The sequence below is a fragment of the Streptomyces sp. YGL11-2 genome (assembly GCF_050054615.1).
Taxonomy (GTDB): domain Bacteria; phylum Actinomycetota; class Actinomycetes; order Streptomycetales; family Streptomycetaceae; genus Streptomyces.
In genome coordinates, this window is the sequence record NZ_JBNHIN010000027.1 from 77,453 (window position 1) to 88,729 (window position 11,277).

The following is an 11,277-nucleotide window of genomic DNA, read 5'->3' on the forward strand; positions in this document are numbered from 1 at the left end:
TGTCGCATGTCGAGCCCCGGCGCCCATCGCGCCGGGGCGGACGCGCGGAACACACACCGAACCTGCCGGGGCGGCGGCCCCGGTGATTCGGCGCGCCCACGAGGGGCTCGGCTTCCGCGCGGGGACTTGTTCGGCGGCGGGCGCCCTGATCGGTCGGCGCCCAACGCAGAGAGAGGGAAAGGGAAAGGAAAAGGGAAGTCTCACCAACCGCCGGCCGTCCCGAAACGCTCTGAACACCCAGGTCCGGTCCCGCTACGGGGGTGTGGGACCGGGCCAAGGGGGGAGTCGGGTGAAGAGCTGGGGTACCGCGCGGGCCTCCACGATCCGGGAAGGGTGGTGGAGGCCCGCGCTCTTTCGTCTTCGGAGCCCGTCGGCAGCTCGGCCGCCGAGCGCGGCGTCAGCGGGTGAACAGTTCGAAGGGCACGGCGGGGCGTCCGCCGAACCGTGCGGACGCGGCCTTGATGGTGCGGTTCAGAAACGACCGGCAGTACTGCTCGGGGTCCTGGTCGGTGAGCGCCTCGATATAGGTGCGGTGGGCCATCAGCGACCGGACGGCCCGCTCGTATCCGGAGCCCGCGTCGACGGCGTGTGTGGGCCGCGGCGAGCCGGCCACGGCCACGTAGCGCACGCCGTTCCACGGTGCGAGGCCGTCCTCGACGAGTTCGGGGAAGATCCAGCGGTTGCCCGCGTCGGTGACGGCGTCGAGGACGGCGCGGCCGACGGCCCGGTGGTCAGGCGTGTTCCAGGTGACGCCGCCCCAGGTGTCGTGGAGGTTGAGGGTCAGCACGAGTTCGGGGCGGTGGTGCCGGATGGCGGCGGCGAAGTCGCGGCGCAGCGCGGTGCCGTACTCGATGACGCCGTCGGGGTGGCGGAGGAACTCGACGGTGGAGACCCCCACGGCGGCGGCACCGGCCCGCTGCTCCTGCTCGCGCAGCGGACCGGCCTCGGCGGGTTCGATGGCGTCGATGCCGGCCTCGCCGCGGGTGGCGAGGACGTAGCCGACGTCGCGGCCCGCTTCGGTCCAACTGGCGATGGCGGCCGACGCCCCGTATTCGAGGTCGTCGGGGTGAGCGACGATCGCAAGGGCGCGCTGCCAGTCGGCGGGCATCTCGGCCAGTTGCGCGGGTGCTCCGGAAGTCTCGGCCATCTCGGTCTCCTTCGTCCGCGGTACGGGGGCAACGCAGGACCTGTCCAACACAACGGGTCGACTCCTGAACGGCGGAGGACCCAGGCACGGTACTGCCTGGATCCTCCGTCTTGGTGCGACTGGCCGGAGGCAGGCCGTGCGTCACCTGTCCGCGACGGCCTCCAGCGGGCTCAGGGCTGCTGCCCGGCGGGCCGGGACGGCTGCCGCGACCACGCCGATCGCGAGGGAGACCAGGCACACGAGCAGCAGCGCGCCCCAGGGCAGCGCCAGGGAGTACTGCTCCATCGCGCCGTTGGCCAGTGCGCCGACCGCCCACGCGCCGAACAGTCCGCCCGCCAGGCCCAGGAGTGTGCCGAATGCGGCGACGGTCACCGACTCCAGGCGGATCATGCGCCGGATGCCGGAGCGGTCCATGCCGATGGCGCGCAGCACGCCGATCTCCCGGGTGCGTTCGGAGACCGACATGGCCAGGGTGTTCGCGATGCCGAGCGCGGAGATGACCACGCCGATGGCGAGCAGCCCGTACATCAGGGTGAGCAGGTTGCTCAGGGTGCCGGCGGCCTCGTGGACGAGTTCCGCCCGGTCCTGCACCGTCAGCAGCGGGTTGTCGCCCACGGCGGTGCGCAGCCGGGTCTCGGTGGTCCGGGACGCGGCACCGTCGTCGGTGCGGACGAGGATCCGCTGGACGGAGTGGGGCGTGCTGCCTTTCTTCTGTACGTCGGTTCGGGCGCCCAGCGCGTCGCGGGCGACGGGATTGTCCTTGTAGACGCCGACGACGGTGTAGTGCTCGACGTCCTGGCCGCGGCCCATCCCCGCGTCGAGTCGGCTGCCGGTGCGCAGGCCCTGCTGCCGGGCGAGGGTGCTGGAGACGGCGATCCGGCCCGGGCCGAGGTCGTGTGCGGAGCCGCTGACGAAGTCGAGCTTCATGACGGCGTCGACGGTGGTGGGGTCGACGCCGGAGATCTGCTGGACACGGCCGCCGGTGAAGAGGGTGGAGTCGGCGACGGCCGTGGCGGTCCGCACTCCGGAGGTGTCGGCCACCCTCTTCACGGCGGCCGGGTCGATGCGGGTCGTGGGGGTGCGGGTGCTGATCACGTAGTCGGCGCCGAGGCCGGCGGCGGCCTGGTGGTCGAGGGCCTGCCCGGTGGAGTTGCCGATGACGGCGAGTCCGGCGACCAGTGCCGTGCTGACCATCAGGGCGGAGGCGGTGGCCGCGGTGCGCCGCGGGTCGCGCAGCGCGTTCTCCCGGGCGAGCCGGCCGGCGATGCCGAAGCGGCCGGTCAGCCGGCCGGTCAGCCTGATCACGGGGGCGGCGAGCAGCGGCGCCAGCGCGATCATGGCGATGACGAGGAGGGCGCAACCGAGCATCGCGCTCTGCAGGTTCTCCACCGAGGCGTCCTTCGCCCCGGTGAGCGAGATCAGCAGCCCGGCTCCGAGGACGAGCAGAACCAGCCCCACCACGCCGCGGATCCGGGAGCGGGTGGTGGAGGGCGGCTGCTCGGCCGAGCGCATCGCTTCGACGGGCGCGACCTTCGCGGCCCGGCGGGAGGGCAGCCACGCGGCGAGCACCGTGACGCCCACGCCGACGCCGAGCGCCGCCGCGACGGGGCGCGGCCCGACGACCAGGGGTCCGTGGGGCAGGGTGTCCTGTGCGGTGCTCAGGATGTCGGGCAGTACGGCGGCGATGCCGAGGCCCAGCAGGAAACCAGCCGCCGATGCGGCGAGGCCGAGCAGGGCGGCCTCCCAGAGGACCGAGCGGACCACCTGGCGGCGCGTGGCGCCGATCGCCCGCAGCAGTGCGATCTCACGGGTGCGCCGGGAGACGAGCATGGTGAAGGTGTTGACGATGAGGAACGATCCGATGAACAGCGAGACGCCGGCGAAGACCAGCGGCAGCTTGGTGTAGCCCCGGGTCAGCGTGTCGACGTAGGTGGCCTGTTGGGTGGCCTGGGCGGCGCCGCTGGTGGCCTCGGCCCGGCCGGCCGGGAGGATCGCGGCGACCCGGTCGGAGAGGGTGAACTGGTCGGTGCCGGGCGCGGCGGACAGGTCGATCCCGGTGTAGTGGCCCGGGGACGCGAACAGCCGCTGGGCGGTCGCCTTGTCGAACAGGGCGAGGGTGCCGCCGGCGGTCACCCGGGTGTCCTTGGTGGTGACGATGCCGACGAGCCGTTTGGTCATGACCGGGCCGTCGGTGGCCAGCGTGACCCTGTCGCCGATGCCGAAGCGGCCGGCGGCCGCGGTGGTTGCGTCCACGGCGAGTTCGTCGCCGTTGCGGGGTGCGTGGCCCTTGACCAGGGGGTAGCGGCTGTCCTTGCCGTCCTTGCCCGGTACGTAGGCGGCGGCCAGGTTCGCCCACGCCTTGCCGGCCCGCAGCGGTGTGCCGTCGGCGGCGTTCAGGGTGGCCGAGCCGTCGGCCGACGGCCGGACGGTGGCGACACCGGGGACGTCGGTGAGTTTCCGCACGAGGGCGTCGTCGAGCGCGCCTGCCGGCTGGTTGGCGGTGGCCGCGGGCGGGGGTTCCTTCGGGGTCACGGTGACCGCGATGTCCGCGAAGTTCTTCGACGCGGCGGCACGGTAGGCCGCGGCCGAGGAGTCCGCGAAGACGAGGGTGCCGCAGACGCAGGCGACGCCCAGGCTGACCGCCAGGACGGTCATGAGCAGACGGGCCTTGTGCGCCAGGACGTTGCGCAGGGCTGTTCTCAGCATGGAGGAGCTTTCGGGAGTCCGGAAGGTACGGGAGAAGTGCGGCGCGCGAGCACCGGGAGGATCCGGGTGCGGTGTCGCGCAGGGCGGGGAGCGCTGGGTGCGGACCCGGACGGGGCGGGGTCAGGGCGTGTGGTTCTGAGCCTCGAACTGGTGCATCCAGTCGAGTACGCGGTCGGGGGTCGGCTCGTGCAGTTCGTCGACGACGCGGCCGTCGGCGAGGAACACCACCCGGTCCGCGTATGCGGCGGCCACCGGGTCGTGGGTGACCATCACCACCGCCTGCCCCAACTCCCGTACCGAGTCGCGCAGGAAGCCGAGGATCTCGGCACCGGATCGCGAGTCGAGGTTGCCGGTCGGCTCGTCGGCGAAGACGATCTCCGGCCGGGAAACCAGCGCACGGGCCACCGCGACCCGCTGCTGCTGGCCGCCGGACAACTCCGCGGGCCGGTGACCGAGCCGGTCCGCCAGCCCGACGGTGGCCACGACGGTCTCCAGCCAGGCCGGATCGGGCCGCTGTCCGGCGAACCGCAGCGGCAGCGTGATGTTCTCCAGCGCCGTGAGGGTCGGCAGCAGGTTGAAGCCCTGGAACACGAACCCGACCTTCTCCCTGCGCAGTTGGGTCAGTTCCCGCTCCTTCAGCGACGCCAGTTCGACACCGCCGATGCGGGCCGAACCGGAGGTCACCGGGACCAGCCCGGCCAGGCAGTGCATCAGGGTGGACTTGCCGGAGCCGGAGGGGCCCATGACGGCGGTGAACCGGCTCCGCGCGAACTCGACGAACACCCCGTCCAGGGCGGTGACCCGGGTCTGCCCCGTCCCGTACGCCTTGGTCAGGCCGGTGGCTCGGGCGGCCGGTTCGGGGACGGGACGGGTGGGGGCAGGGAACAGATGCGACATGGGTACTCCGCCTGGGGTGCGACGGCCCACGAGAACTGCGGCGGGCCTGGGGACACATCCATCGTCACGGCTCTCACCTGCGGAAACATCGCCCCGAGGGCGGGACCTGGCATCTGACCAAGGGAAGTGTTCGCCCTGGCCGTCTCTGCCTTCGGACAGAGCCCCCGGCGGGTGGTGCTCTGCCTTTTGGGGAGGGCGGGCTGTTGGTGGAGAGGCGGGCCGGACCGGAGGTAGCGGCGGCGGACCGGCGGGCGCGCCCCGTCGGTAACGCCGCACACAGGGAAGCGATCGGCTCGGGCCGCGGCAGCCGGCTGCTCGTGCGGCAGGAGCTGTCCGGGCAGGGACGCGGTCCGGGGTCCGGCCCACTCACGTCGTCCGCCGGTTCCCGTCAGGACGTCAAGCCCGCCTGGTGGGCGAGGAGCGCCGCCTGGACCCGGCTGGCCGATCCGGTCTTGTCGAGGATCGCGCCGACATGGCTTTTCACCGTGCCGATCCCGATGCCGAGCCGTCCGGCGATGTCCTGGTTGGACAGTCCTTCGCCGAGCATCGCCAGGACCTCCCGCTCCCGGACGGTGAGCCCGGCGATGCGGTGCTCTCCGGCTGCCGTACCGGGTTCGCCGACGCGGAGCATCCGCGCGATCACGGTGCCGGTCACGCCCGGGGAGAGCACGGCGTCACCGGCGGCGGCCGCCCGCACCGCGCTGATCAGTTCCTGCGGGCCCTCGTCCTTGAGGAGGAAGCCCGTAGCGCCTTCCCGCAGGGCCCGGATGACGTTGTCCTCCTCGCCGAACGTCGTCAGCATCACGATCCGCGGCGCCGGATCGAGGGCGAGCAGCGGTGCGATCGCGGCCAGGCCGTCGCACACCGGCATCCGGATGTCGACCAACGCCACGTCGGGGCGGTGGGCGGCGGCCATGTCGACGGCCTGCCGCCCGTCTGCGGCCTCGGCGACGACGTCGATGCCGTCGGCGTGCCGGAGGATCAGGCGGACACCGTGCCGGACCATCGTTTCGTCGTCGGCGAGCAGGACGCGGATCGGCCGGTCGGGCTCGGTCACGGGGTCTCCCAGGGTGCGGCGTCCCGGACCGACGGGACGGTGAAACGGTCGATGGCGATCAGACGCCGCGAGGCGTCGAAGCAGTAGCGGGCGACCGTCAGGCCGCCGGGGCGGCTCTCCGTGGCGCCGTTGAACGGATAGATGCAACCGGCCGCACCGGCGGGGCGCGGCGGCTCGTGGCCGGTGGCCGCGGCCCGCACCGCCGCGTTGTCGAGTACGCCCGTTGCTGCCACTTCCTGGTAGGTCATGCCGAGGCGGGGCAGCGCCGCCGGCCCGGAATGCCTGTGGGGCAGAGCGGCATACACGAAGCCGACGCCGAGGACCATCAGCACACACAGCGCCACCAGCCCGAAGGCGAGCGTCACCGCCTCGACGGTGCGACGACCGGCCGGAGCGGGGCCGTCATCTCCCAGGCGACCCAGCCCCTCTGACGGAACGTCACCTCCCGTCGTCCCGGGCCCGGTCGGCGTGGAACCGGACCGCGCCACGACGACGGCATCACCGGGCTCGGCGGGCACCCGCGCATCCACCTGGAACCCCCCGGACGGCAGCGGGACGGCATCGAACGTCCCACCGAGCAGCTCCACCCGCTCCCGCAGACCCATCAGACCGCGACCGGTGCCCCTGCCCTCGGCGGTGACCTGAAAGTTCGATGGAGCGCCGTTGCGGACGGTGACCCGCACCTCCTGGTCGTCGTGCACCACCGTGACGAGGACGTGCGCCGCACTCGCGTACCGGTGCACGTTGGTCAGGGCCTCCCGCACCACCCGCTGCACGGCGCGGCGCACCCGCACCGGGCGGAGGTCGAGATCCGGCCCGGTCCAGTCGAGCCGTACGGCGATCCCGCCGTCGCGGGACTGTGCCACCAGCGTCTCGATGTCGGCGCGGGAGCCGGTCGCCTCCGTGAGCATGTCGGGTCCGGTATCCCGGCCGAGCGGCCCGAGCACCCCGAGCGCCTGCCGCAGTTCGCGCATCGCGTCCCGGGTGGCCCGCCGCGCCAGGACCGCCTCCTCGCGCAGTTCGGGGGCGGCCTGGGCCAGGGCCAGTTCCAGTCCGCCGGTGTGCAGCGAGACGAGACTGAGCCGATGGCCGACCAGATCGTGCATCTCGGCGGCGATACGGGACCGCTCGTGCATCCGCGCCTCGCTGTCCGCGAGCCGACGGGCCCGTTCCGCCGCGTCGCCGCGCTCGCGCAGCGCCCGCATCAGGCGGCTCTGCTGCCCGTACGCGGTGCCGACCAGGCCCGGGACGATCACCGCGGTCGGCACGAGAAGCAGGCCGAGCGCCAGCCCGTACGGCATCGGTCTGGGATCGCCCCAGGGCGCGGCCAGTGTCGCGGATACCACGACCAGGACGCCGGCCGCACCCAGCAGCCGGCTCAGCCGGCGTGCCGGAACCGTCCGTCGGGCCACCGCGTACGCGGTCACCGCCGTGACGGGCCCCAGACACGGAGCGGGCCCGGTCAGCACCGCGAGCGTCAGGAGCACGGCGCCGGGAAAACGGCGGCGCAGCGGGAAGAGTGCGGCACCGGCGGCGATCGCCGGCAGCTGGAACCCGGGGTGCGGCAGGTACCCAAGCCACGCGACCGCCGCATACACGCCCAGGGAGGCGAGCACCACGCCGACCGTCTCCGCCCCCGCGCGCCCGGCCCTGCCCCACATCGTTCCCACAGGCAGACGACATCGGGCGAAGCGGCTGAAGGAGCTGGCGAGAGGCACGCTGACCAGTATCGGCGTCCGGAATCCACGGAGGCGTGCGCCTCACGGGGGATCCACCGCTCTGCCGAAAGGCAGAGACACACCGGCAGCACCGGCAGGGCCGCACGGACCCGCAGCGTCCCGAGGCAATCCCGGCCCCGATGCCCACCACTCCCCCACCCTCACCACCGATACGTGGGCCCCGATGGCGATCGCGGCTCCCGAAGGCGATCCCCGCACCGCCCCCGCCGCCGTGGAGCCAGGAGGGAGCCGGGATAGCCTGCGGATGCCATGCGCTGCACGATGTAGGGAGTCATCTTGAATTACCACTTAGCGACGCGGCCCTCCGCCCGGCCTCAGGGGAAGTACGGGGTGGACGCCCCCTACGTTCCGGCGATCTACGGCGCTGTGGGCACCGTGCTGCTGGTCTGGGGCGTCGTCTCCCTGACCGTGGGCGGTCCCGCCGTCGCACCGTGGGCGTTCTGCTACGGCTGTCTGGCGTTCCTTGCCGCGGGCCTGTACCTGTACGCCACCCTGCGCGGCAAGTTCGTCGTGTGGGACAGGCTCCTCGATGATCTGGCGCTGGGTAGTGACGAGAGCGTCCTCGATCTGGGCTGCGGCCGGGGCGCGGTGCTCCTGGCGGCCGCCCGCCGCCTTCCCGAAGGCCGTGCGCACGGCGTCGACCTGTGGCGCAGTCAGGATCAGAGCGGCAACGACCCTTCCGTCACCGAGCGCAACGCGCAGGCAGAAGGGGTGGCCGACCGCATCGAGCTGCACACCGCCGACATCACCCGGCTTCCTTTCGAGAACGGCACGTTCGACGCCGTGGTCAGCAGCCTGGCGATCCACAACATCTCCGACGCTGCCCACCGGACGACGGCAATCGAGGAGGCGGTACGTGTTCTCAGGCCCGGCGGCCGACTCGTCATCGCCGATATCCGCAACACCCGCCAGTACCGCGCTGATCTGCAGCGGCTCGGGCTGCACAGCATCACCCGCCGGGGTGTGGGAGCACGGATGTGGTGGACCGGCCCCTGGATTCCGACAACCGTCGTGTCCGGCACCAAGCCGAGGTGGCCCGACGTCCCTCTGAAAGCCGTCACCACGACGGAGTAACGGAGCGTAACCATCTTGTTACTGGCCCGTTATCCGCGGTGATCCCGGCACCGGACCGGGACCAGGACAGGAAGGAAGTTCCGTCGTGGGTAAGGCAATGCGTATGGTCGCGGGCGCTCTTGGGGCTGGTGCGCTGCTGGCGTCTGCAGCAGGCACGGCCAGCGCCGGCGGCAGGGGTGACGAGCTCTTCGATCAGGACATTCATTGCACGCCGTCGTTCAGCCTCCTGCTTCCCGGCGAGGGGTGCCGCACGAACATCGCCATCGACAACCAGAAGTCGATCTTCAACTTCCGGCAGACCGCCGGGGGCAGCATCTCCAACACCGTCGTCGCCGCCGGCCGCAGGGGCCTCGGCGGCCTCGGCGTCGGCGGCGTCGGCGGCCTCGGCCGCGTCGGCCGCTGACACGGACGCCGCGCCCCGGAGCGCGCTGCTCGATGCTCCGGAGCTCGGCGTCGCCTCGCACAGCACTGCCCGCCGGTTCCACCGGCGGGCAGTGCGCGTCTGTGTGGGAGAAACCTGGCGCATGACCGTGCATCAGATGCCCGGTGTCCGCCACGGCGAGAGAAGCGATCGGGACGGCCGGTAGCGACGACGGGCCGCGGGCCGAGCCGGCAGTCGGACCGCGGGCGAGGAGCGGGCCGAAGGTCGCCCGAGGTTGCCCCTCATCCGCTCGAACCCGCAGGCCCGCTCGTACAGGCGGCCGGGACGGTGTCCGGATCTTTGTGGCTTCTGCCAGTACGACGGTCTGCCGGGATCCGTAGAGACTGCCAACCAGTGGCTCCGGCACGTCCCGGGGACGGGGGCCGAGGCCGAGGACATGACGAAGCACAGGGGAGGACGACACGATGAGTATGCAGCAGTATGACGAGATCGGTGAGGCGTTCGAGGGCTTCAAGTCACTGCCGCTGATGCGGTACGGGGAGGTGCCGAGCTTCCTGGGCATGGTCGGGGACGTGAGCGGCAAGTCGGTTCTCGACCTGGCGTGCGGCACCGGTTTCTACAGCAGGGAGTTCAAGCGGCGCGGCGCCACGGACGTCCTCGGTGTCGACATCTCCGTCGAGATGATCGCCGCCGCACGGGACAGCGAGCAGCGGGAGCCGCTGGGTGTGCACTACGAGGTCGGTGACGTGGCCGAGCTGCGGCCCGTCGACCGGCGCTTCGACATCGCGGTGGGAGTGCAGTGCCTCAACTACGCCGGGGACATCGCGGAGATGGAGCGGATGTGCCGCAACATCCACCGGAGCCTGGTGCCGGGGGGAGAGTTCTTCGTGCTCACCCAGAAGCCCGACTACGGTTTTGACTGTCCGTCGCTGGACAGGTACGGGTTCCGCTGCGAGCCGACCGGCGAGGAAATCGAGACGGGTCCGTGGGTGCGGGTCACGGCTCTCCTCGACCCGCAGCCGATCAGCATCATCAGCACGGCACCGCGCCGCGAGGTCTACGAAAAGTGCCTGCGGGCGGCCGGATTCCACGAGGTGACCTGGGTCCCCCTGGAGGTGTCCGACGCCGGCATGCGCGCGTTCGGTGCGGACTTCTGGGCGGACCTCCTCGCGAGCCCGCCGCTGGAGATGCTGCGCTGCCGCGCCTGACGACCGACCGGACATCCCATGGCTCGATCTCCGGAATCCGCCCGAACGGGCGGACCGGGTATCGGGCAGCACGCAATGCCGCCCGGCCTGCCCGCCGTTCGGCATTGCGTGCACCCCCCCCGCCCCGGCCGACGCTACGAGGTCTCCCCGGCCACCCGGGCGAGTACCGCGTCGCGCAGGTCGTCGGGGTCCACCTCCAGGGCCGCGAGCACCTCCAGGCCACGGCCCTGCCCCGCAGTCAGCAGGCCCAGCAGGACGTGCTCGGTGCCGAACTTCTCGTGCCCCAGTGCGCGCGCCTCGCGCAGGGTTTGCTCCAGGGCCTTCTTGGCGTGCGGGGTGTAGGCGGGCCTCGGGTACTGGAAGGCGCCGGGGCCGAAGGTCTGGTCGGCCCGGCGCTGGATCTCCGCGACGTCGATGCCGATGGACGACAAGGCGTCCTTCGCGGGCTGTCCCCCGGCGGCGACGATCCCGGCAGCCTCCAGAATCCGAACGGTCTCCTCCCTTGCGCGTGTCAACTCGACGCCCTGCTCACGCAGTACGTCCCCCGCCGTGCTCCGGTCGGTGCCGACCAGGCCGAGCAGGACGTGCTCCGTACCGATGAAGTCGTGCCCGAGGGCGATCGCCTCGTCCTGGGACAGCACCACGGCGCGCTTCGCGCGGTCGGTGAAAAACTCGAACACCTCTACTTCTCCTTGCCCGTTGCCTTGCGCCTGCTCGCATGCTTTTCGTGCACCGACTGCCTGCTGACGTTGAGCGACGTGGCGATGCTCTGCCACGACCAGCCCTGGTCGCGGGCGTTGTCGACGTGGAGCCGCTCCAGTTCCTCCAGGAGACGGCGCAGTGCGACGACCGCCTGCAGTCCCACGGCGGGGTCCTTGTTGGTGACCTGTCCGGCCAGCGAGGCCGGTGTCTCTTCAGCTCCCATACATGTCAGGTTGCCCTGACAGCGGGCAAGTGTCAAGGATTCCTGACAAGGTCCTCATGGGTCGGTCTCCCGCGCCGGCCAACGCCGGTTCGAAGCCCGCCCGTTGAGCGACTGCCTCGCCCACGGCAACGGTCCGACCGGG

General features: G+C 72.0%; 10 protein-coding genes and 1 pseudogene. 3 read left to right on the forward strand and 8 right to left on the reverse strand.

What is annotated here, in order from left to right; translation table 11 throughout:
• Positions 1 to 397: 397 nt before the first annotated feature.
• The 5 genes from ACO1BR_RS27300 to ACO1BR_RS27320 all read right to left on the reverse strand — a co-directional run bounded on the left by ACO1BR_RS27300 (position 398) and on the right by ACO1BR_RS27320 (position 7,468).
• Positions 398 to 1,147 (reverse strand): PIG-L deacetylase family protein, encoded by a 750-nt coding sequence (locus tag ACO1BR_RS27300; RefSeq protein WP_426797754.1) that lies wholly within the window; start codon positions 1,145 to 1,147, stop codon positions 398 to 400.
• A gap of 141 nt (positions 1,148 to 1,288) precedes the next feature.
• The gene (locus ACO1BR_RS27305; RefSeq protein ID WP_426797755.1) at positions 1,289 to 3,853 is read right to left on the reverse strand and encodes an ABC transporter permease; all 2,565 of its coding nucleotides are present in this window, start codon (positions 3,851 to 3,853) and stop codon (positions 1,289 to 1,291) included.
• Positions 3,854 to 3,973: 120 nt separating this feature from the next.
• Entirely contained in the window at positions 3,974 to 4,750 is a 777-nt protein-coding gene (locus ACO1BR_RS27310) for an ABC transporter ATP-binding protein (protein ID WP_426797756.1), read from the reverse strand.
• A gap of 388 nt (positions 4,751 to 5,138) precedes the next feature.
• Positions 5,139 to 5,807, reverse strand: coding sequence for a response regulator (locus tag ACO1BR_RS27315; protein ID WP_426797757.1), 669 nt, complete (start codon positions 5,805 to 5,807; stop codon positions 5,139 to 5,141).
• A complete protein-coding gene (locus ACO1BR_RS27320) occupies positions 5,804 to 7,468 on the reverse strand; it encodes a sensor histidine kinase (protein ID WP_426797784.1) in 1,665 nt (554 codons plus the stop codon). The genes ACO1BR_RS27315 and ACO1BR_RS27320 overlap by 4 nt, the downstream gene beginning before the upstream one ends.
• 354 nt (positions 7,469 to 7,822) lie before the next feature.
• Between ACO1BR_RS27320 and ACO1BR_RS27325 the strand changes: the two genes are divergently transcribed.
• The 3 genes from ACO1BR_RS27325 (at position 7,823) to ACO1BR_RS27335 (ending at position 10,210) form a co-directional block, all read left to right on the forward strand.
• Positions 7,823 to 8,620 carry a class I SAM-dependent methyltransferase gene (locus ACO1BR_RS27325; RefSeq protein WP_426797758.1) on the forward strand — a complete coding sequence of 266 codons (798 nt, stop codon included), beginning with the start codon at positions 7,823 to 7,825 and terminating at the stop codon, positions 8,618 to 8,620.
• Between the two features lie 85 nt (positions 8,621 to 8,705).
• Positions 8,706 to 9,023, forward strand: a complete 318-nt coding sequence (locus ACO1BR_RS27330; RefSeq protein WP_426797759.1) for a hypothetical protein — start codon at positions 8,706 to 8,708, stop codon at positions 9,021 to 9,023.
• Between the two features lie 443 nt (positions 9,024 to 9,466).
• A complete protein-coding gene (locus ACO1BR_RS27335; protein WP_426797760.1) occupies positions 9,467 to 10,210 on the forward strand; it encodes a class I SAM-dependent methyltransferase in 744 nt (247 codons plus the stop codon).
• Positions 10,211 to 10,344: 134 nt separating this feature from the next.
• Here the strand turns inward: ACO1BR_RS27335 and ACO1BR_RS27340 are convergent, their stop codons facing one another.
• The 3 genes and pseudogenes from ACO1BR_RS27340 to ACO1BR_RS27350 form a co-directional block, all read right to left on the reverse strand.
• Positions 10,345 to 10,725: a Clp protease N-terminal domain-containing protein gene (locus ACO1BR_RS27340; RefSeq protein WP_426797785.1), complete on the reverse strand. Its 381-nt coding sequence runs from the start codon at positions 10,723 to 10,725 to the stop codon at positions 10,345 to 10,347.
• 24 nt (positions 10,726 to 10,749) lie between these two features.
• A pseudogene (locus ACO1BR_RS27345) lies at positions 10,750 to 10,890 on the reverse strand (Clp protease N-terminal domain-containing protein); the annotation flags it as partial.
• A 2-nt stretch (positions 10,891 to 10,892) separates the two neighbouring features.
• Positions 10,893 to 11,135 (reverse strand): hypothetical protein, encoded by a 243-nt coding sequence (locus ACO1BR_RS27350; protein ID WP_426797761.1) that lies wholly within the window; start codon positions 11,133 to 11,135, stop codon positions 10,893 to 10,895.
• Positions 11,136 to 11,277: the final 142 nt, after the last annotated feature.

What these genes read in the sequence shown, in the direction of transcription:
- ACO1BR_RS27300 (WP_426797754.1), bottom strand. Translation starts at nt 1,147, where the DNA reads ATGGCCGAGACTTCCGGAGCACCCGCGCAACTGGCCGAGATGCCCGCC.
- ACO1BR_RS27305 (WP_426797755.1), bottom strand. Translation starts at nt 3,853, where the DNA reads ATGCTGAGAACAGCCCTGCGCAACGTCCTGGCGCACAAGGCCCGTCTG.
- ACO1BR_RS27310 (WP_426797756.1), bottom strand. Translation starts at nt 4,750, where the DNA reads ATGTCGCATCTGTTCCCTGCCCCCACCCGTCCCGTCCCCGAACCGGCC.
- ACO1BR_RS27320 (WP_426797784.1), bottom strand. Translation starts at nt 7,468, where the DNA reads ATGTGGGGCAGGGCCGGGCGCGCGGGGGCGGAGACGGTCGGCGTGGTG.
- ACO1BR_RS27335 (WP_426797760.1), top strand. Translation starts at nt 9,467, where the DNA reads ATGAGTATGCAGCAGTATGACGAGATCGGTGAGGCGTTCGAGGGCTTC.
- ACO1BR_RS27350 (WP_426797761.1), bottom strand. Translation starts at nt 11,135, where the DNA reads ATGGGAGCTGAAGAGACACCGGCCTCGCTGGCCGGACAGGTCACCAAC.